Source organism: Oligoflexus sp., from assembly GCF_035638955.1.
Classification (GTDB): Bacteria; Bdellovibrionota_B; Oligoflexia; order Oligoflexales; family Oligoflexaceae; genus Oligoflexus.
The window spans coordinates 58222-79266 of record NZ_DASQYZ010000161.1; the positions used below are offsets into that span (position 1 = coordinate 58222).

Below are 21045 nucleotides of genomic sequence, written 5' to 3' on the forward strand. Positions count from 1 at the left end.
GCAGTACGTATTCAACGTCGGCAGCTTCGGTGGCCCGCAACTTGCTGAATGGATAGCGAATTGAATCTAAAGGAAAACGCCATGCGAATTCATCATTTAAACTGTATTTCCAGCTGCCCGTTAGGGGGACGCTTGATGGATGGTCTTTCGCCTTCCGTCCTGCAGCGGGGGCAGCTCACCTGCCACTGTTTGCTGATTGAAACAGGCGACGGCCTCGTTCTCGTCGATACGGGATATGGCCTGCACGATGTTCATGATCCCCATAGCCGTCTGAGCGAATTCTTCCTGAAGCAATTAAAACCTGATTTCCGAGAGGAAATGACCGCCCTCCGTCAGATTGAGAAACTCGGCTTTCGAGCCGAGGATGTCAGACATATTATCCTTTCCCATCTCGACTTTGATCATGCGGGAGGACTTGACGATTTTCCTTCAGCCAAAGTGCACATGATGCAAAGTGAAATTCACGGCGCCAAAGCTCAAAAAAACTGGCTGGACCGCCAACGTTTTCGCCCCCAGCAGTGGTCGACAGAACCGAACTGGCTCTCCTATCATGCTGAATCGGGCGAGAGCTGGTTCGGTTTCGCCAAAGTCCATGCTCTGGAAGGGATTCCGCCTGAAATCCTGATGCTCCCTCTCATTGGCCATACATTAGGGCATGCAGGCGTCGCCATACAACGTTCTGAAGGTTGGCTGCTCTATGCTGGCGACGCTTATTTTTATGAAGGCGAAATGAACGTCGAAAAACCTCACTGCACACCAGGCTTGAAAGCGTATCAAATGATGATGGAAAAAGATCGGCGCAGTCGCCTATGGAATCAAAATCGTCTGCGTGAGCTCATCAAATTTCACGGTTCGGAAGTTGATGTCTTCTGTGCTCATGATGTTGCCGAATTTATTCGTCTGGCGGAACGATCTGCGGATGTCCCCGTGCGGGCCTTGCCTCGCGATGAATTAAGTTTCGCGAGTGATTATTCGGCGGAACATCACCTTCATTAGGACGAGCGCTCGGCTCCAACCGGCCCGATGCTGGTGATAAGAATCGGGCCCTAACCCCCGCCCATCCTCGCTTCAAGCCCTGGCCCTTCCTCAACTGTCCAACTCTGCAAAAATAGAGGTTGAAAGCAAACAGGATCGGAGGCTAAAATCCAGCTCCACTCACTCAAAACAGGTATCATCATGAGCTCTTCTACGGGAAGCGTGAACCATAATATCAAAAACCTTCTGGATCGAGCCCAAGCAGCAGGCATCAGCATCGAGCCGACGGCCTCAAGATTCAGCCAAAAGCTGCTGGACGCGATCGACGTCTCGCCCGAACATACCTCTCTTGCCAAACAGATCGTGGGTGCTCTGGAACGAACCCTCAATCGCAGCCATGACGATGCGCGATTGGTTCTGTCGCTCTGCCTTTCTCTTCAGGAATTCTCGGGGCTCGTCATGCCAGATTTGCTGAAAAAAATAGAAAAAGCGATCAAGTTTTTGGATAAACCAGCACCGGCCACGGTTGTCCGCACCATCAAAAATTCCGCGGCGGCGGCCCTGCATCCGAAGGTCATCGACCTTCATGATTTGGATTCGATCACAGCCCTCAGCAAGGCGCCTCAGGACAGTATTAGTTTGGTAGCCGGCAAAAAGGAAATTCTGCGCGTCGGCACCGAGGAAATCAATCTGACCACCAGCGGCAAACGCGAGATTGAAGCTGCTGTGCGCAAGGTCAAAGCCGAGGCTAAAAAATCCTCGGGCCACGAAAGTAAAAAAGCTCCGGCTCGTCCGGCGCCTGCTCCCGTGGATGAGGAAGGACCCGAAATGGCACTCGACGCAGCCGTTACGGACTTCGATGAAGATGACGTCACCTTTTCCGACGAGCTGCCTACCGAACTCGATGAGGCCGCGCTCGCCCTCTCCAAACTGCTCCGTTCGATGCCACGGAAAGGCAAGCTTTCCAACGTGGCCCACGTGATTGAGGAGGCCCGGAAACTTCTCGAGCACACCAGGCGTGACCTCGAATTTTCTAGACAGCAGGATGTATCCAATGAGCCTGTATACGGAGATCTGAATTAAACTTTAAAATAGTCCCGATACCAGGCCGTTTCATGGTGATCGATCGCCGACGGGTTTGGAACATGCGAAGCATCGAGCTTAAGGTGGATCTGCTCTAAAATTCGATGATCGCGCTGGCTGATAACCGGAATACCATGTTGGCGAAGCAAAGCCGCACAAACCCCGGGCCCTTGCTGATAACGCACCTCGGGGGTCGTCCTGTGGCCGTCATAGATAACCTGCGAGCCGCAGGCGGCGCTAATGTCCATAAGAATGGCCAGGTGCACGTCATGCTCTCGGGCTTTTTGTAGCATGGTCTCAGCAGCAGCCAGCATGGGCTGGGTCCAGTCCTCGCCGACTTCCGTTAAAACGCGCGCCCGCCCCGCGAGAACATCAAAGCCGTTGCCTCCATGAATATTACAAAGTTCGCGCGGTGTCCCAAAGGCCCAGTCTTCCGGACAAAAGGCCACAATCTGGACGTATGGGTGAGTTTGCAGGAATTTTAAAAAAGGCCAGACGCCGTACGATGTGCCATCGATACCACAGGGACGGCCAGCCAGGCAGCCACTTAAAAGGACACGGAGGGGTGAACCGTCCTGGGGGATAGGAAGTCGATCCATTTCATCTTGTGACAGTGGTATCATAGGCTCTCCTCGACCATCTGCACTTCCGTTTTGACAGGAAGCGACTATTGAAAAAATGAAGGAATATGCTTTGGTTTTTGCCTTCTTCCTATGGCTTATCCTCTCGACTCAAGCTTTGGCTTCGCAGGATGCACCTCTTGTTGCGCTCAACACTTCAGGGCAGACTCCTGTAGCAGCGAACTTTGTCATATTCTGGGATGAAACAGGGCGCCTCACGATCCAGGACATAGTGCAGAAAGATCGAGAGCAGCAGTTCGTTCCCATCAGCGCCAGCAGCCTCAATGCAGGTTATACAGAGGACCACGCCTGGATCAAGCTGATCGTGGACAATCCGACTGCGGAGGATATCTGGTACCTCACTGCGGAATACCCAAACGTGGACATGCAGGTGTTCCTGATGAATCCATCTGAGCCGAACGCGATCGCGCTGGCTCCCACTCGGGCCTATAACCTGGCCGCAACCCGCCTGAACGTTCCCTCCGGAACACGGGCCACGCTCTACCTCCACGTTCATACAATGTTTGTGTTGGATTTACAATTCAAGCTGATGAATGAAAAGCAGCTCACCGAGCGAAATTATAGCCGCATCATATTCGCGTCCGTCGTCGCAGGTTGTTTTCTGGCGATGATCATCTACAACCTGTTTCTTTATCTTTCCCTTCGGGATCGCAATTATCTCTTCTACCTGCTTTTTGCCGTCGTCAATAGTCACCTCAATCTTTTGTCCATTGCCTTTCCGCAGTCCATCAACACATGGCTGGGCTGGAACTGGTTGTCATTTGCCACTTTCATTGTTCCCTTGGCCCCTATGACAGCCTTTCTGTTTGCCCGCTCCTTTCTGCAGACCCGCATCCATGCTCCCAAGCTGGATAGGATTCTGCTCCTCTATATGGCTGGACTGATCGTTCTTATGGTGGTCTCGCTCATGACATCGCGTCCTTTGAGCTGGCGTCTGCAAAATCCCTACTTCCTATGCGGTGTCATTCTTCTGCTGTTCGCGGGCTGCTATTCTCTGAAAAAAGGTTTCGCTCCCGCGGCTTACTATCTCGCTGGTACAGGTGCATTCCTGCTGGGTATGTTTATTTTTCTTTGTAAATCGGCGAGCTTCATCCCGTCCCATCCGCTGACCGATCACGCGCATCTCATAGGCCAGGCTCTGGAGATGGTCCTGATGTCCCTTGCCCTGGGTGGGCGCATTAAATTGCTGGAAACTGCGAAGACCCGTGCCGAGGTCACAGCTCAGGTCAAAAGCCGACTTTTACGCATCATTTCCCATGATATTGCCACCCCTCTCATGGTGGTGAAGGTGACGGCTTACTATCTGAAGAAAGAAACTCCAGAGAACATGAAGCTGGATAAAATCTCCAGAGCGGCCGAGATTATCGAAGACATTGTGGGATTCATCCGCAAAACGGAAACCATTGAAAGCGGTGATCAACTGGAATTGGGACCTGTACCGTTAGCGCGCGTTTTTGAAAATCTGGCCTTTCTGTTTTTGGATCGAGCGACCGATAAAGGCATTCAACTGACTTTCGACTTGGAACAACCTAACATGACGGTGTGGGCTGAAAGTGTCAGCCTCAGTAACGAGGTCCTGGGCAATCTGATTTCAAACGCCATCAAGTTCTCTTTTCCAGGTGCCGAGATCAAAGTTCGTGCCGCGTTCCGCCGCGATGGGAAGGTTATGATTTCCGTTCAGGATCGTGGCGTGGGCATGGATCTTCAGATTCTGGCCGATCTCTTCGATCTCACCAAAAAGCAAAGTCGCCCGGGTACCCAAGGGGAAAAGGGAATTGGGTTTGGGATGCCACTGGCCCAGACCTATGTTCACGCCTACGGCGGCGTGATTGAGGCTGAAAGCATTCCCATGGAAAAGGATACTCAGACCTGCGGCACGACCCTTCGCATTATCCTGGAATCCGCTGCGGCATAACCTTGAGTTCTGACGGCTTAGGGCTGCGTTGCATCCGTGCCGTCGGAATCTGCGGATTCCAACGAACATGCGCTGCGAAGGATATTCCAGGATCTTGTGCTCAAGGGCTCCTTGCCTTCCTCCTGCGGATATTTTTTCCGCAGCTCCGCGATTCTTTTTTGAGTTTCGGGATGGGTGGAAAAGATATCCAGCACAGGCTTGATCAAGCGCAGAAACCAATTATCATCTTCGACGTCGCCGTCGTGCATGGTGATGGCTTCCAACCCGGAGGCCAAAGCCTGTGGACTCAGTCCGACCGCGGCCATACGCTCCGCTCCGAAACGATCCGCATCCGCCTCGGCTTCACGCGACAACGCTCGTTCACCGGCCTGTTTCATGAGTTCAGGATCCAGGACAAAAAACCCCGAAAAATCCTGCACCAGAAGCCCCCAAGCAAACGTGGCGAACGAGGCGCGAATGAATTCACTCAGGTTATGCCTCAGGTGCACATGACCCAACTCATGACTTAAGATAGCCGCGAGGTGCTCGGAACTATGAAGACGGCGGAGCAGCCCTGTGGTCACCGCCACCTTGCGTCCCGGAAGTGCAAACGCATTGGCCATGTCCCAATCGAGCAGCATAAAGTCGATGGGTGCCACGCGCCGGTCGTCAAGGCTCAGGCTCTCACCCAAATGCGTGAGAATTTCCTTGGCCTCCATATCGTGACAACCATGTTTTTCAAGAAAGGTTTCGGGCAGAAAGGAACCAAAAAAATCACGCTCCTGCTGGGGACTGATACTGTGAGCCACCATGATAGCCAAAGGGCGCATGCCCAGGATGATGAGCGTAATCAAAGCCAGCACGGACACGAGCAGGACAGCGACGATTGAGTTGCGGCGCAAGCCGCGAATTTTAACAGACGCATCCAGGCCAGGCAGATCCAATAGATTCGCCTCGATGCCCTCGATAAGGAGCGTGGCGTCTGTGTTACGATGGGTATAGAGCACGGCCGTCGGCTGCTTTTCACAGCTTAATGCCGTCATAGGCCAGTAAACGGTACTGCCGTTGGAACGTTGAATGGTCCATTGGCCATGAGCAAACAGCGCTTCAACCTCTTCATCCAGAGGCGTCAAGCCATCACAAAAAAGGCCGCGATAAGAGTGAGGCATTGGTCAGACTCCCATCGACATGTCCACGCCCCACAGGTCGCCCAGGGTTTCCCCATCAGCCGACGCGAGGTCCTTGTTCTGACGAACGCTGGCCAGGTCCAGGCGTCCGATCACGGCAAAACGCTGCAAAATGCGCTGTCTGGCCCAGACCGTGACCCAGGGATACGCGAGGCCAAGTGTCAGCGTCGTCAGCAGCAAGGGGACCACGACCAGCATCACAACATCGCCTGCTGTGATTTGAGCCCGCACGAATATTTCATCACCCACGCGGGTATGATTGGCATCAAAATTCAGACGTTTGGCGAAAGCAAAAGGCATATAGAGGCCCAAGGTGACGAGGCACAACAGGAAGTTGTTAATCGACAGCCAGTAGGAGTCGGACAGGCGCGCGGTATAGTGAAGGGGTACGTTGCCCCAGCGTGTGGCATTGGTCAAATTTTTCTGCATATTATAGATGAGCACGGGCAGGTAAAAACCCAGTGTTACCATCATCAAGAGGAAATCGATAAAGTAGCGCTTGAGAAAGGCTTTGCGCCGACGACGATCAATGGAAAAATAAATGGAACGGTAACGCATGCGGGACAGGCGATAGGCCTTGGCGCCCCAGATGGCAAGAGGCAGCAGGGCATAGAGAAGGTTCAGAAAAAGAAACGACAATGCGGCACCAAGCATCGGTGATTCCAGCGAAACGCGGCTGCTGTACATCAGACCCGCATAGAGCAATCCATAAATGAAAAGTCCCTTGAAATAGCTCACAGCAATTTCCTTGCCCGTTCCATTGAACGAGAACGCATGCGGACCCAGTGTCGTATGATTGATAAGGTAACGCAGACGAGCGGCGCGGGCCCATGGATAATAAAGGCCTGCGGTGATGATGATGAAAAATGTGGTCTTCAGAAGGATGAGCAGGTAATCGACGGCCTGGCCATGGAAATTCATAGTGAGATCAAGGGACGTGGCCTGATTCTCGGGTTGGATCGGTGTGGCAACCTGTTCGTCCTGGCCTTCGACTCGGATATCAGTCATTTTGGCAATCTCACATGAAGAGGGTTTTGACATACACTCGTGCGAAAGGACGGCGGCCGGCCCTGCTTATTGCACCTAACCCGACCGGTATAGGGGGTTCAAAGCTAAAAATCGACCGCGAAGGCCAGGGGATCCAAATAAACCTGACCGACCTGATCCCCCTTCAGAAACGGTGAGACAAACTTCAAGGTCGGCCGCCAGAAACCCCAGCGCCAGCCCACTGCCGCCTCCCAACGTTGATCATGCACGCCGTCCCCATACGCGCGACTGGACACGTGCTGAATCAAATTCGCCTCAAGAGCCCACGCCCAGGATTCCGTTTTGGACGCAAGAGCGTTGACGTTGATATATAATTCTTCAATCATCAGGTTGCTGGAATAACCCATATTTACAAGGGTTTCGGTCTTCCATTGAGGCCAAAGTTTCCAGGTTTGAATCAGGCCCATTTCCAGGTTACGGCTGATGCCAGTGCCGGTCGGTTGATTGATGTAATCCAGTCCTTCCACAGTGGAACCGACTTTGGTGTGAATCAACCGATGAACTGAGCGCGCGCCTTTGTCACTGATATCCCCGTAGCCCAAGCCTCCTTGCAACCGCACCTGATAACCAGACCAATCGACCACCCCGGCCCAGGCTCCCTGCAATTCCAGCCAGTCGGCATAACGTCCCACCGGATTCGGCAGGGGATCTTTCGAAAAATCCTCGCGGAAGCATGGAGTTAGAAAGCGCCAGCTGCCTACCGTTTCCCATGACATGTCGGGCCCGGCTGCGACGTAGCCCAGCTGGGCTTCACCGCTCAGATGTTTATCGGTCTGACCAAAGATGTCATTGTAAAGGGGACGTGCATGCAGGCCCTTGGGAACCAGAAACAGATGTCCTGTTTCACCGATGGCTCCATGCACGCGGGCGGTACCAAAACCAAAGTCCGCAGCTTGCAGCTGTCCCTGCACCAACCCCAAACCCAGGGTCAGCAGGACTTTAAGCAGCAGTCCCTGCATCCGCCCCAAATCACGGGGCAGCAGAACTCTTGGATACGTTCGTTGATGTGTTTGGCGTTGCGCTATCATGTTGTTCTTCCGAATCATCGTTTTGACGACACGGAGACGTGCGAAAGCGCCGCGGATTGCAGGGGAGGTGATTTTTTTTTCATAGGCTGATGCGAGCGACGCATCAGCGCAAGGAGGGATAAAGAAAGGGGCTGGATCAGTCGATCTTGGCCCAGAATAAGGCGCCGCTGTCGCGATCGAATCCGCACTGCGACAGCACGAACACCATATTTTCCTGGCGAGACACGGCCATGCCTCGGGCGTCGTCGTAGCTGCAGCCATTCACGTTCACGTCAATTTCCTTGACCAGCGCATGAGTGGTTTTGTTAAAGATCTTGACCGTCTCACGATTGTGAGCAGCGAACAGATCCTTCTGCGTGAAAAATGCAGCGCCGGTGGGATAGGCCCCGACATTCCACTCACCATTCTTTTCGTTTAGATTCTTCGCATTAAAGTCAAAGATGGAATAACCATTGCCATTGCCACCGCCGGCCGGCGCAGCCAACTGACTGCCATCGGGCGAGACCAGGAGCACACCCACATTTCCGGCTTGAACCTTTTCCTTTGCGACCAAATTCAAAGTGGCTTCATCAAATTCATAGCGTTGCAGCTGACCGCTGAAGACAAACAAATTCTTTCCCGTTTTATCGTAGGCCACGGCGCTGGGCGAACGGTCCGTGGTCCATTCTTTCAAGACCTGACCCTGACCATTGACCAGCAGAATTTGTCCCGTGAACGAATCCTTACTGCCGATGATAAAGACCTGACCGTGACCTGCCAAAGCCATATCGACCACCGGTGTCGGCACCGACTGGGATTCCATGGTGCGGGACACAAGGTTGATGCGGACCAGTTTATTGGCGGAACGGGTCGCGACCGTCAGGATGCCTGTCGTTTCATCCAAAAGCATGCGACCAGGCGCCACTGTAAGCTGATATTCTTCCGCGACTTGGCCCGTGATGGCATTGATCTTCATAACCTTATTGGTGCGACTGTCACCCGCCAGGAGCCAGCCGGAACTCAGAGGAACGATATCGTCAACGGGCCCGAGCTGTAACGTTCCCGAGCTGGACGAAGTCACCGTTTCAGGGTCGCTCCAGAGAGCCGCGACACCAGCTTCAGGCGCTTCATTATCCCAAATAACTTTGGCTCCGACATGTCGTCCCAGCTGCACATGGGACTTCAGCACCAGACCTTTGTCCAGTGTACAATCAGCAAGGCTGCTCGGGGCGATCGGAATTAAAAAATGATCCTCGCTCACGCTCAAAGGTTGATCCTGAGTTCCAAAGCGCAGAATCTGATCCGCGCCCAGCATGCAATTAGCCTGTTCGCCATCTTCGCTAAACAGGAAGGTGGCCAGGCGACTCTTGAGGACATAGGGATACTTATTGATTTGACAGACCGCGTTGGCCAGCAGGTCCTTCTCACTCACAGTCTCGGCGAGACCATCCTTGCAAACCACGGCATAGCTTCCGTCGTCCAGTTTCTGAAACGATTGGACATCCCGGCCCGCTTTCAACTCCGCCCGGGTTTCCGAGCAGGACACATGGAATGCCGCCACTCCCAACAGACCCAGGACCACTGTATTGAATCTCATAAACTTCATCTCCTTAAACATAACGCGATAAAGACTATTCAAAGACGGTTGGCCTCGCCTCATGTTGCAATTATTTTAATGAAAAAGGCGACCCGGTCAGGCCGCCTTAAGATAATGAAGTTTGATGAGGAACGTTTCGTCGATCTTAGTGAGTCACTTCGATTTCGCTGACGACGTTATCCTTGCCCGCCACTTGCATGGCCATGCTTTCCACTTTCTTTTTTTCATCATTGGTGCGAACCGGCCCTTTCAGGACCACGCGGCCTTCGATGGTGATGATTTTTATATTTTGCGCGTAAATGGATAGGCCATCTTCTTTCACCACAGCCTGACGGATCTTACGGGTGATCTCAACATCCGCTGGATCATTGCTCGCCTGACTCGCGCTGACCGCAGTCTTGCCGTCATGGATGGCGTTGCGACGGCTGTCATCTCCGTGCTTCGTGTCCTGAATTTTCTTGCCAGTGGTGTCGGTCGGGGTTGAAGTGGAGGAGATAGGCTTATTCATGGCGTCCGGCACTTTGTTTTCGGCCCGCGCAAGAGTTACCGACAAAAGAGCCGCGCCTGCAAACAGAATTGATGATTTCGAATACATATCTACTCCAGCATTCGTGAAATTTTGACTGCCTTCACCTATGCAGGAGTTATGCCTCATCCGTAATCAGAAACCCTCAAATTCACCCTTTCGTACACTTTCGACGGCGGCGGCCACCTGATCCGGATTTCTTCGTTTCAGTGCCTTGTGCCGCATATCATCGGTGTCGCTGGATTTGCTCTGCACGGTGGGCCGAGCGCCACCTACGCTGGAGGGAGCCGTTTTAATGATGCGGCGATAACTGGACTTCCCTTCATGGCACGACGGGCATGCAGCCTGCTGATCCCATTCAGTCAAGCCGCTGATGGTGATGGTGGCCGTACCCGCATAGCCACAGGCTTTACATTCGACGTCATAGACTGGCATGGACCTCTCCGCTGTTCCTAGGTTCAGCATGATCCTAGCACATTCAGGAGGCCTCATTCAGGCTTTTTTCGAAACCCGCGCTTGATCATTTCTTCTTCTCGGGCATCTTCAATCTCATCCAGAACGGCTTTGACGTCGGCTTTCCTGCCACTTTCTTCAAACAGGCCCGTGAGTTTTGTGTCAGGCTTCAGCTTGCCATTTTCAAATATTTTCCAAATTTCCTTGGCGTATTTCGTTTCCAGAACGTCGGGCGCATACTGACCAAAATAAGCAGCGAGCTGAACCAGATCGCGTTCAAATAAACCGAAGGCATTGTTCGCTGTGGCTTGGATGGCCTGAGGCAGATCGATGATCACCAATCCATCCTGCGCGACCAGCACGTTGAATTCGGACAAGTCGCCATGAACGAGACCAGCACACAGCATTTTCACGGCTTCCCTGACCAGGACGGCATGATAACTGCGGGCCTCGTCGGCCGTGAGCTGAACATCATTCAGTCGTGGGGCCGGCTGTCCATTGGCATCGGTGATCATTTCCAGCAGCAGAACGCCTTCGTAATAGCCCAAGGGCTTCGGCACCCGCACGCCCGCTGCGGCCAGTAGATACAGCGCATCGACCTCGGTGTTTTGCCACTCGGCCTCACGCTCCTGCCGACCATAGCGACTGCTGCTTTCCATCGCGCGAGCGCGACGTGAACCGCGAACTTTCCGACCTTCGGTGTACTGCGTTTTCTGCTTAAATGACCGATTCTGCGCTTCCTTATAGACCTTTGCACAGCAAAGATGTCCCTCGGCGCGCACGATATAGACTTCGGCTTCCTTGCCGCTTTGCAATTGGCCGACTATTTCCTCAATCATGAGGGCATCGACGAGTGGTTTCAAACGCTTCGGTATTTTCATAGGACCCATTTGGAGTTGATCAAACGTCTACGATACACCTGTCCCATACCATAAAAACACGCATCAATAAAGTTGGCCATTTTAAATTATGCCAAACCTGCTAAAAATGTGTACGGATTTCCTGACCTTGATCCGACGCGCGTTGCATTCGACACGGTGCCGCGGGTCTCAAGGCTTGGTCCTGCCCCAATTTTGCCGATGAGACCCCTGGAATCTTTCGCAAAATGGCAGTTGGGATAAAGTCGAGCATGCGGTCCCCGTATCACATTTGGATCATGGTTTGGAATCACGTCATTCTTCGTGGTTTGACCGTCGCCCTTGGTCTTTGGCCTTGCGAGGGGCTGCTCGCGCAGGATGCCCTGATTCTCCAGGAAACTCATATTGCGGAACCCCTTGGTCAGTTTTTGCAAGCGGTTCTGCTGCCCGACGATGCCAAACCCTTAGCCGAACTCGATAAAAATCAACTCGTCTTCAAGCCGAACCAGGGAGGCTACCTGGATGCGGGTTTCGTGGACGGCCGGGTTTTGCTGCGCGTTGACATTCAAAATAATAGCCCTGATACCCGCCGCATTTTTTTGGAGCACAGAGAAGTCTTCGTTCCTTTCATACGTTTGACCGCTGATGATACCGGTCACTCGCAGCTCGCGACCTTGACAACATTTCAAGGTGAGTTCAAGCAGAATTACCATTTCCATGTCTTTCAGCTGGATGTGAAGCCTGGCAAGAATCGGTATTGGATTGAAATCAAGGGTATTCCCAAGCGCCTTAAACTTTACCTTTGGGACCACCAATCCTTTATGAGCCGCGGCCTGCATGAACATACGCTGCTCATGATGTTTATGGCCTTCCCCTTGGTCCTTATCATTTATGAGCTTCTGCTCTTCCTCACCGGTTTTGATCGGCTGCGTCTCATTTATATTCTGGCCATCTCATCAGTATGGGTGTCGAGTTTTATTTCGACGGGAACCATTAGAATGGTGGTCCCAAGCTCCGCTCTGGAATGGATTTTTACCACAGGGATATATTCCAGCTATCTGCTGGCATCGACCATGGTGCCACATCAATATCAAGTTCGCACCCCGACTGCGAACAGCTTATGTCACCTGGCTCGCCATCAACGCCCTGGTGCTCGTCACCATCCAATTTGTCCCGTTTCATAAGTCGTTTATCTATATCTTTGCCTCGCCACTCTTCGCCAATGCGATTGCAATCCTGGCCTTCGTTCATGGCCTCAGACATAAGCACCCACACGCCTATTACCTTGTTTATGGCGCTGCGCCCGGTGTGGCAGGAAACCTTTATCAGATGGCCTTGCTAGGTTTTAATTTGCCCCTGCTCTCGTTCCAGGAACTGGGAGTTCCCATTGGCATGACAGCATTTGCCATAAGTTTATCCATGGCTGTGGGCAAGGAAACCAGGCTCAGGGAAGAGGCCTCGGCACGAAAAATAGATCAGCTGAACCAGGACCTGCGGGTCCACATTTTGAATATCGAAGATATCGTCGCGGCTAAAACGGCCAAGATTCAGTCCATCATGGAAAACATCAAACAAGGCATTTTTACCATCAATCGCAACCTGAGCATCGACCCGGAACATTCCGCATTTTTGGAACAGGTCCTCCAGGTTTCTCGCATCGATAGCGATCCTGTTGCTCTTCTCTATCAAGGAACAGCGGGCAAACAAGACGAAATGGACAAGATCCGAAGCGCAATCCTGGTCGTCCTGGGCGAGCCCAAGGTGGCCTTCGATTTGAATCAAGACGCTTTCCCCACCGAGATCACGCGGCAGCTTTCACCAGGAGAAACTCAAATCCTGGAGTGCGAATGGAGTCCTATCCTGGATACCCAGGGACTCATCGATCGGATTTTGGTTTGTATCCGGGATGTCACCGAGACCCGTAAGCTCCTGATGCAGACCGCGCGGCAAACGGAAAACTCCCAGATTCTGAGCGAGCTTTTGGGCATCGAACCTAGGCTTTTCCACAGGTTCATTGAGCAAGCTACTGAGCTGGTCCTCCATGGACAAAGCTACCGACGCTTGATTCATGCGGGCCGCGCGCCGTCCCTGAATGAATTTTTGATCCCTGCCCACACACTGAAGGGTCTGGCTCGATCCCTGAATCTTGGGATGATGACCGAACTGATTCATCGAATCGAAGGTGAACTGACCGGTACGGAATTTCCGCCTTCATTTGTGGCTTTCCAGAATCTGGTGGATCGCTACCGGCAAATGTCGGAAAGTCTCCACAGCAGTCACCACGGCCAAAGCCTGCAGAAGCAGATAGAAATGTCCACCGTCCTGCAAAATTTCCGGCGGCTTCCGCCTCCTGTTGCGCCGGTTGAATACGCAGCCTGGGAGGCTGTGAAAATTTCTTTGGAAGCTCTTTGTCTGGTTTCCGTGGATGGATTTATTGAAGAAGCTCAGGCCGGAGCGCGGCGCCTGGCTCGTGATCTGCACAAGCCTGAGCCTATTTTTGATGTTCAAAGGGAGCACCTCCTGCTGACTCCGGAGCAGGACATCACCTTGCGGAATGTATTCCTCCACCTGATCCGCAATGCGATGGATCATGGCATTGAAGATCCTGAGCTGCGCCGTAGCCTCGGCAAAAACCCGGTTGGCCACCTCACGCTCAAAATCAAAGAGGACAGGGATCTCATCCGGATTGAATTCAGTGATGACGGGCGAGGTCTTTTGGTGGATCGTCTTATCGAGAGCGCGCGGGCTCAAGGCGCCCTGGCAAGCGACGCCCAACCTACTCAGGCCGAGATTGCGGATCTGATGTTTTTGCCGGGTTTGTCCACGGCTGCAACCATGAGCGATATCTCAGGACGCGGTATCGGCATGTTTGCCGTCAGAAAGATGATGGATGATATTGGGGGCAGCATAGCTATTGTTCTGGCGCGACCAGCTCGGGAGGCGTTGCCTTTCAGCTTCAGTATCCAACTGCCAAAACAATTGCGTCCGAAGCTGGCACAAACAGCCCATCCGAAGGTCGAGCAGGCTTCTTAAACAGCCTGCTCAGCCGAAGCAGGCGCCTCAAGCTCACGGCCCGCCGAAACAAGATGCAGGCTGCTAAACCTTACAGCCCGCCGAAACAAGATGCAGGCTGCTAAACCTTACAGCCCGCCTTAATCTCTTTCTTACTTCATAGCCATCGACAGAGATTCCGCAGCCGCCGCAGCTGAAAGCGTGGAAGCTTGACCTGCAGGCCATGGCGTGACCGCTTTGTGGGGGCCTAGCGTGGACGATGCGAGTATGGTGTCCCCAGAGGCTCCTTGCTTCGCACCCGGCAGGGCTCCGTGGCAGGCTTGGCAATTGGCGGTATAGATTTTTTGCCCTTCAGCTAATGAAGCGCCCGTGGTTGACGCCGCAGGTGTGGTTCCGGTTGTGGCTGGAACGCAGTCTTTCTTAACTTTTGGGGCCTTGTCTTTGTCTTTCAAGGCAGCCTCGTCCGCACTGTCATCATCTGCGTCTTCAACTTCCGCTTCTTCTTCTTCTTTTTCTTCTTCCTCTATTTCATCTTCTTTTTCGCACGTATCCAAACCCACTGTCGCGTCCTCACTCGCCACAGCATCATCCGACGATGCAGCAGCAGGAAGCGGGGCACTGGGGGCCGGGCTGCTTTGCTTCTTTCGCGCGCAAGCGCCGATGATAATGAGAAGAACAACTTGCAGGAAAATGTGCGAATTCGATGCCATGCTGTGTTTCCTTTCAATCAATGTGCAAAAAACGTATCGGAACGGCTTAGCATTTTCCTTAGCCGTTCCATTTTATTTTGTAATTTTCATAGGTTATCCGGCAGTAAACAGTGCAGTTTTATACACAGAATATGGCCATAAGCACAAACCTGGAAGGAATATTGACCCAAGGTAAGAAACCAGACTCGACGGGCACGAGATCGAATCCGGTCCCTTCCCTGATGGAATTAAACTCTCAAATCGCGATCAGCTCCCGACCTGAACATCCACGCAACTATAGAAGGCCATCCCCGTGTCACCTATATTCCATCGCGCGAGTATAGTGTGACGTCCCCTGGGTAATCCTGTTAATCGATGCGAGACATTCAGGGCTGGGATCTGATGACCATCATCCACCGACAGAAACCCGATCCCATCCACAAAATAGTCCCAGCTCTGGGTCCGATGCGCCACCGTCAACTGCCAGGTGAAGGTTGCATCGTCTCCAACTGACGTCACTGGCCAAGGTCCCACTGTATCAAGAACACTGAACTGACTTCCCCCGCTGCACTGCATGGAGCCTTTTGGGGCCTCCACACTTTGCGGCTCATAAGCGATGGCCCCGCAATCAAATGCGGTGCGGCCCTCAGCGCAATGATCCTGACGGCTGGGTGGTGACGTGATCCATCCGTGTCCTAGGGCAGGTGCGGATGCCGTTACGCAGGTGAAGCAGAACAAGGTTTTTACCGATGGAAATGCAATGGGCAGGCGCATAAGGCCTCCTTGTTTGTCGATGAATAATCGAGATGGAAGCGACCATAGGAAAAAACTTTGGTTGATGAAAGTTAAAAGTCAGCGCATCGTTCCACTTCGTCGGAATTCAGAGGGCCCCACTTGCCCAACTGCGATCGTGGTCGCGCCAGACGCATGGTCCTGCTTGGGTATGGACCTTGCTAGGCTCAGATTCAGGCTCAGCCGCCTGGGAGGAATTGTTTTGTGAAAGATCTGTATGGACCTCATCTTTGGCAGATTCGCGTTGTCAGAGACATTTTTATTATCGCGGTGATTGTTGCGTTGTTTAATGTGATCAGTTGGCTCTGGCCCATCTTTATGCCTATATTTGTGGCGCTGATGCTCGCCTATCTCTTTAATCCTACACTCCATAGAGCTAAGGCAAAATGGAACTGGTCGCGTCCCCTGACGGCGGGGATGATCATCGCGGCGGCAACGCTCCTGCTGGTGGCTTTCTTTGTATGGCTTTGGCCCATTGCAGCAGAACAGAGCCGATCGCTCCTGGAAAAATTTCCGAGCTATCTGAAAACAGCAGCGGAACGGAGCAATATTGAAATCGGTGACTTCAACACCGAGCTCGATAAATGGACCAGCCAGGCCAATGGTGGTGACAATATGGGCCTGATCAAGGAAGTCCTGTCACGCAGCGGACGCGCGTTTGAAATGATCAAAGGTTTTATTGGCGCGACGGGCTATGCCTTGCTTCTGTTTCTTTTGATCCCACTTTACTTCTTTTTCTTTGCCTGGCACTTCGACGACATCATGGCTTATTTCGACCGTTTTATTCCCAGGACTCGCAAGGCTCGGGTGGAAGGCATCGTGAAAAAGATGGACGTCGCGACAGCTGCATTTTTCCGAGGGCGCATGCTCGTTTCGGTCATGGTAGCTGCTCTTTACTCGGTGGGCTGGTTTCTCGCTGATGTTCCGTACTGGTTTATCCTGGGCATCCTTGCCGGCGCTTTGAATATTATTCCCTTTGCTTCAGGAGTTTTCTGGCCCGTGGCGGTCCTGGTCAAATACATGGAGTCGCTGGGTGGCGACGGCGGCGCCAGTCTCTTGGCGATTTTGGTGTGGCCCAGCGTGGTCTTCCTCGTTGTCCAGTTTTTGGAAGGCTGGGTCCTGAGTCCATGGGTGCAGAGTGATCAAATGGATATGAGCGCCGCAACCGTTTTGATCGCGGTCTTTATTGGGGGCGAAATTGCAGGTTTCTTTGGTCTGCTCCTGGCCATTCCCATCACGGCCTGCGTGAAGATCTTCTATGAAGAGGTCATCGAACCGCGACTCCTCCACTGGGCCGACACCAGGTGATCCGGATCGTGCGGCTTAGGGGGTCAGCGGCTGCGACGCTGGCCCGCTCGGGAAGCGATACTCAATATATTCGACCTGCGCCTTGAATTTTTCCAAGGCCGGAGTCGTCGATTCCAGGTCAGACTCACCCACGATTATGCTGGCGTGTTCATCCTCGCCGGCGGAATCAAATAACTCCCAATCCAAACCATAGTGAATCAAATAAGGCGTGTTCGGGGCATCGAACATCTGCAGAGTTCCGCCTTGGAAACTGCGATGAACACCCGATTCAGCCCAACCAAAGCCCGCCAGTGTCAGCGGCCTGCCATTGATTTGAGCCAGATCCTTGACCAACAGGCCTGGTTTCACGCCTTGGGCAAAATGCAGGTCGCTTCCTACAAAGCGCAGGGCCGCCGGCTGTTTTTTATCAGCCCAGTTGTTCCAGGCGATCTGAATTTCCCGACTTGTGCCGTGAAACATCGCCGTTCCCCATTGGCACTGACCCTCGCCATGATAAAATAAAAAATCCGCAAACACATCACCGCACATCTTTTGCAGACTGTCCAACGAGCTGTCTGGCTGGAAAGGGCTCGGGGCCACGCCCCATGGCAGCAGGTCCGCAATGCAGTAAGTCCCCTGAGGCGGCTGGATGAGTTCACTGCCGCCTTCATCATCTTCACTTAAATCCTCGGGGCACTCCACAAAGCCCTGATCCTCGCGACTGAACGTCTGTGGCAAGGGCTCGACCGTTTCAATGGGGGGCGCAGCATCATCGCCTGACCTGGCACCAAGAGAGCGATAGCCAAGGTAGCCGAGACCCGCAACCGCAGGAACAATCGTTATCACGAACAGAAGGTTTCGTTTCGACTTCAAAGGCTGGTTCCTCATGCTGGCATTGCGTTTCATATGTCATTTTGATTTACAAAGGCAGACGGCCCAGGATTTGCTTTCTTTTCATCGATTCCCTTGAGTTCCTGCGTAATCTTCTTAAGATGGATTCCGGGAATGACACGGGTGTCACGGTTGAGCCGTTTGGGTTCAGTGATGCCAGTATAGCAACTTTGGAGACGTGCTGCCTATGGACTCGAGCACTCTGATTCATTTGAGAGCTGAAGTGGAAAGAGTTTTAAAAAACGATAAACTCTTTGGTTCGCTTCATCGCATTGAAAACAACGACAATGATGAATTGCTCCTGGTCTGGGACAATGCCGCGTTGCGACCCAAATCCAAGGCACACCCTGGGCCTTACCTGAATTTTATGGAAGAGATATCGGATTGCCTGGCGGACTTTGGGTTCTGTCTGGCAGCCGACGAAGAAGCCAGCGAGAAAGAGCGGAACAATTATCTGCTGATCGTTGCCGACGAAGATGAAGATTTTGATGAGTGAATGATGGAGACAGGCTGACATTGACTTACAGCAAAGACACGTTCTGTCGGATATTCGCAGATGAGGTGCTCAAAGGCAAGTCGGCCCTTTTTATAGGGGCCGGTCTGTCTGCTGCGGCCGGATTCGTCGATTGGAAAGGCATGATGCGAGGCATCGCTGATGACCTGAAACTCGACATTGAAAAAGAACACGACCTGGTGGCTATCGCCCAATACCACGTCAATAGCCTCAATATGGACCGCAGTACGCTGAACGAAATTCTCGTTTCCGAATTCATTCGCGATGCGCAGCCCACCGAGAATCATGACCTGATCGCCAGCCTCCCCATCGAGACGGTCTGGACGACCAACTACGATCATCTGATAGAAAAAGCCTTTGAACGCTGCGGCAAGCGGATTGACCGGAAGTACAATCGCGAGCATTTTTCGCGATCGGTGCGAGGACGCGACATTGTCCTTTTCAAGATGCACGGCGATGCGGAGAGCCCTGACGACGTCGTGATCACCAAGGAGGATTACGAGAGCTATGAGCTCCAGCGGGAATTCTTTATGCGGCACCTGCAGGGGGACCTGATTTCCAAAACGTTTCTGTTCCTCGGCTTCAATTTCATGGACCCCAATATTGATTATGTGCTGGGACGCCTGCGCATTCTCTTTGGGGATCTCAAAGGCCCGCATTTCTGGATCGTCAAACGGCCCTCGCCTGGACGGCATAAGGACGAGGAGTGGGAATATGAGCGGAGGAAATTTCAATACCGCATCAAGGATCTGGAACGCTATGGAATCCATGCCGTGGAAATCGATGATTACGCGGAAATCACCACGATCCTGCGAACCATCCAGAAATATGTGGCGACGCGGAGTGTCTTCATTTCAACCAGTGCCTCGCAATACGAGCCACTCGGCAAGGAGAAAGTTTTTCAGCTGGCGGCGTCCCTCGGCGAAGCCCTGATTCAAAATGGTTACAATCTGGTGTCGGCGATGAGCCCGGGCATCGGCGACCAGGTGGTGACGGGAGCCATACGCGCCTGCTTGAAATCGCTTGGCCAGAAAGTGGAAGAGCGGATCCTCTTGCGTCCCTTCCCGCCTCATGACTGCAGTCCCGACGAGGTCCCGGCAACCTTAACGTTTTATCGGCGTTCCTTGATCTCGACCTGCAGCTCCACCATTTTTATTGCGGGCAACAAACAACGATCCAATCGCATCATGAGCGCCCAGGGCGTGCATGAAGAATTTGCTCTCACTAAGGCGCTCGGCCGTATTCCGATTCCCTTGGCGGTCAGCGGTCATGCGGCCAAAGAGATTTGGGATAGTGTGCAGGAACGCTGGGATGATTGGGGCCTGCCGCCCCAGGTCCAGGCCCTTTATCAGCAGCTGGCCGACAGCGAACGCAACGTGGACCAATGGGTGCAGGCGATCCTGGATATCCTCAAGGCCGTTAATGAGCCAGAGCTTGCGGTGTTAGAAAATGAGCGGAATCAAAATAGGTGCGGAAGCTGACAATTTTATCATCGGCACCGCTTTCCAAAATCGAGACGCCTGCGTAGTGAATGGGTCGTCCACCGAGCAAGGCGCCCTCACTCAACCATTCCAATATAATGATTTTGTCACGCTGCACCACGCGATGGAAGTTGGAGTGGACATGCTCGAACTGATCCAGATATTCCTTCCAAAACCTTCTGACGCCAGGGATGCCATGGTACGGTTCCCGGAACGATTGCCGCCAGAGTTCCGCGTTGTCATCGAACAGACTCGCCATGAGATCCACATTCGGCGTTTGCTCGATTTGATGCAGCGTGCTGATAAAAAGCTTGCACAGGTGTCCAGCTTCTTCAAAACTGCTGCGTTCCGGGGCATTCCTGCTCGACTCCTGTCCCGCTGGTTTCAGCTCAGGCTGTGGGTTTGCCGATGGTGTCGTCTCCGTCATAAGTCGTTCCTTCCTTGGAATCGATTGTGCCGAAAGTCACTATAGATCAGTTCTCCAGACCGGGACAGTAGGTAAAAATAAGTGAGGGACTGTTTGGGGGATAATATTCAAAAGTCTTGCTGTCCTCTTCAGCTATCAGGCATAAGGGGGGCAGACACACGTAACTTAGGACATGAAAAGGACAAGGCTCATGAAGGCAATCTTTCGACCGCTGACTCTTCCCGACCCCACATCTTTGGGTTTGCTTCTGCTTCGCCTCCTCGTCGGAGTTGCGATGATGATGCATGGTTGGAGCAAGATACAATCACCCTTTGGCTGGATGGGTCCGGATGCGCCCGTCCCAGGGTTTTTACAGGGTCTCGCGGCACTGGCTGAATTTGGAGGCGGATTGGCATGGGTGCTCGGTCTTGTCATGCCGTTGGCATCCTTGGGGGTTGCTATCACCATGGCGGTCGCGGTTTACTTTCACGCTGGTGTCAAGGGTGATCCCTTCATTGGACCAAGCGGTTCCTATGAACTCGCCTCGGTGTATTGCGTGATTGCCTTACTTTTTATTCTGACGGGACCAGGCCGCTATGCGTTGGACGATAAGATCTTCCGTCGTGAACCTTAACCCTCGCGCGTTCAAACCCATGTCATTTACGATCAGTAAAAATCGGGTTCTGCCTTTGAATTTGTTTGGCAA

The 21045-nt window shown here is 52.9% G+C and carries 21 protein-coding genes; 9 read left to right on the top strand and 12 right to left on the bottom strand.

What is annotated here, in order from left to right; genetic code table 11:
- The first annotated feature begins 81 nt into the window (after positions 1-81).
- Both VE954_RS15080 and VE954_RS15085 read left to right on the top strand, forming a co-directional pair.
- The gene (locus VE954_RS15080) at positions 82-996 is read left to right on the top strand and encodes an MBL fold metallo-hydrolase (RefSeq protein WP_324954153.1); all 915 of its coding nucleotides are present in this window, start codon (positions 82-84) and stop codon (positions 994-996) included.
- 180 nt (positions 997-1176) lie between these two features.
- Positions 1177-2058 carry a hypothetical protein gene (locus VE954_RS15085; protein ID WP_324954155.1) on the top strand — a complete coding sequence of 294 codons (882 nt, stop codon included), beginning with the start codon at positions 1177-1179 and terminating at the stop codon, positions 2056-2058.
- Here VE954_RS15085 and VE954_RS15090 read toward each other — a convergent pair.
- Positions 2055-2681, bottom strand: a complete 627-nt coding sequence (locus VE954_RS15090; protein ID WP_324954156.1) for a DUF523 domain-containing protein — start codon at positions 2679-2681, stop codon at positions 2055-2057. The genes VE954_RS15085 and VE954_RS15090 overlap by 4 nt on opposite strands.
- 55 nt (positions 2682-2736) lie before the next feature.
- On the opposite strand from VE954_RS15090, the gene VE954_RS15095 reads away from it, so the two are divergent.
- On the top strand, positions 2737-4614 hold the full coding sequence (locus VE954_RS15095; protein WP_324954158.1) for a sensor histidine kinase: 1878 nt from the start codon (positions 2737-2739) through the stop codon (positions 4612-4614).
- Between the two features lie 17 nt (positions 4615-4631).
- Here VE954_RS15095 and VE954_RS15100 read toward each other — a convergent pair whose 3' ends face one another.
- The 7 genes from VE954_RS15100 to VE954_RS15130 form a co-directional block, all read right to left on the bottom strand.
- Positions 4632-5762, bottom strand: coding sequence for a M48 family metallopeptidase (locus VE954_RS15100; protein ID WP_324954160.1), 1131 nt, complete (start codon positions 5760-5762; stop codon positions 4632-4634).
- A gap of 3 nt (positions 5763-5765) precedes the next feature.
- Positions 5766-6788: a DUF898 family protein gene (locus VE954_RS15105; protein ID WP_324954162.1), complete on the bottom strand. Its 1023-nt coding sequence runs from the start codon at positions 6786-6788 to the stop codon at positions 5766-5768.
- A 104-nt stretch (positions 6789-6892) separates the two neighbouring features.
- Positions 6893-7855: a hypothetical protein gene (locus tag VE954_RS15110; RefSeq protein WP_324954164.1), complete on the bottom strand. Its 963-nt coding sequence runs from the start codon at positions 7853-7855 to the stop codon at positions 6893-6895.
- A 136-nt stretch (positions 7856-7991) separates the two neighbouring features.
- Positions 7992-9431 (bottom strand): hypothetical protein, encoded by a 1440-nt coding sequence (locus tag VE954_RS15115; protein ID WP_324954166.1) that lies wholly within the window; start codon positions 9429-9431, stop codon positions 7992-7994.
- A 145-nt stretch (positions 9432-9576) separates the two neighbouring features.
- Positions 9577-10026: a BON domain-containing protein gene (locus VE954_RS15120; protein ID WP_324954168.1), complete on the bottom strand. Its 450-nt coding sequence runs from the start codon at positions 10024-10026 to the stop codon at positions 9577-9579.
- Positions 10027-10092: 66 nt separating this feature from the next.
- Positions 10093-10392, bottom strand: a complete 300-nt coding sequence (locus tag VE954_RS15125; protein ID WP_324954170.1) for a hypothetical protein — start codon at positions 10390-10392, stop codon at positions 10093-10095.
- A gap of 53 nt (positions 10393-10445) precedes the next feature.
- On the bottom strand, positions 10446-11291 hold the full coding sequence (locus tag VE954_RS15130) for a PA4780 family RIO1-like protein kinase (protein WP_324954172.1): 846 nt from the start codon (positions 11289-11291) through the stop codon (positions 10446-10448).
- A 248-nt stretch (positions 11292-11539) separates the two neighbouring features.
- Between VE954_RS15130 and VE954_RS15135 the strand changes: the two genes are divergently transcribed.
- Together VE954_RS15135 and VE954_RS15140 are read left to right on the top strand one after the other, a co-directional pair.
- Positions 11540-12451 carry a 7TM-DISM domain-containing protein gene (locus tag VE954_RS15135; protein ID WP_324954174.1) on the top strand — a complete coding sequence of 304 codons (912 nt, stop codon included), beginning with the start codon at positions 11540-11542 and terminating at the stop codon, positions 12449-12451.
- Positions 12405-14300 carry an ATP-binding protein gene (locus tag VE954_RS15140; RefSeq protein ID WP_324954301.1) on the top strand — a complete coding sequence of 632 codons (1896 nt, stop codon included), beginning with the start codon at positions 12405-12407 and terminating at the stop codon, positions 14298-14300. The genes VE954_RS15135 and VE954_RS15140 overlap by 47 nt, the downstream gene beginning before the upstream one ends.
- A gap of 131 nt (positions 14301-14431) precedes the next feature.
- Here the strand turns inward: VE954_RS15140 and VE954_RS15145 are convergent, their stop codons facing one another.
- Together VE954_RS15145 and VE954_RS15150 are read right to left on the bottom strand one after the other, a co-directional pair.
- Complete coding sequence (locus tag VE954_RS15145) at positions 14432-14989, bottom strand: cytochrome c (RefSeq protein WP_324954176.1); 558 nt, start codon at positions 14987-14989, stop codon at positions 14432-14434.
- Between the two features lie 246 nt (positions 14990-15235).
- A complete protein-coding gene (locus tag VE954_RS15150) occupies positions 15236-15742 on the bottom strand; it encodes a lytic polysaccharide monooxygenase auxiliary activity family 9 protein (RefSeq protein ID WP_324954178.1) in 507 nt (168 codons plus the stop codon).
- Positions 15743-15964: 222 nt separating this feature from the next.
- On the opposite strand from VE954_RS15150, the gene VE954_RS15155 reads away from it, so the two are divergent.
- Entirely contained in the window at positions 15965-17068 is a 1104-nt protein-coding gene (locus VE954_RS15155) for an AI-2E family transporter (RefSeq protein WP_324954180.1), read from the top strand.
- A gap of 15 nt (positions 17069-17083) precedes the next feature.
- Here VE954_RS15155 and VE954_RS15160 read toward each other — a convergent pair whose 3' ends face one another.
- On the bottom strand, positions 17084-17920 hold the full coding sequence (locus tag VE954_RS15160; RefSeq protein ID WP_324954182.1) for a hypothetical protein: 837 nt from the start codon (positions 17918-17920) through the stop codon (positions 17084-17086).
- 205 nt (positions 17921-18125) lie between these two features.
- On the opposite strand from VE954_RS15160, the gene VE954_RS15165 reads away from it, so the two are divergent.
- A complete protein-coding gene (locus VE954_RS15165; RefSeq protein WP_324954184.1) occupies positions 18126-18434 on the top strand; it encodes a hypothetical protein in 309 nt (102 codons plus the stop codon).
- Positions 18435-18454: 20 nt separating this feature from the next.
- The gene (locus VE954_RS15170) at positions 18455-19933 is read left to right on the top strand and encodes an SIR2 family protein (protein WP_324954186.1); all 1479 of its coding nucleotides are present in this window, start codon (positions 18455-18457) and stop codon (positions 19931-19933) included.
- Here VE954_RS15170 and VE954_RS15175 read toward each other — a convergent pair.
- The gene (locus VE954_RS15175) at positions 19872-20360 is read right to left on the bottom strand and encodes a nuclear transport factor 2 family protein (protein ID WP_324954188.1); all 489 of its coding nucleotides are present in this window, start codon (positions 20358-20360) and stop codon (positions 19872-19874) included. The genes VE954_RS15170 and VE954_RS15175 overlap by 62 nt on opposite strands.
- 190 nt (positions 20361-20550) lie before the next feature.
- Between VE954_RS15175 and VE954_RS15180 the strand changes: the two genes are divergently transcribed.
- Positions 20551-20973, top strand: coding sequence for a DoxX family protein (locus VE954_RS15180; protein ID WP_324954190.1), 423 nt, complete (start codon positions 20551-20553; stop codon positions 20971-20973).
- Positions 20974-21045 lie beyond the last annotated feature (72 nt).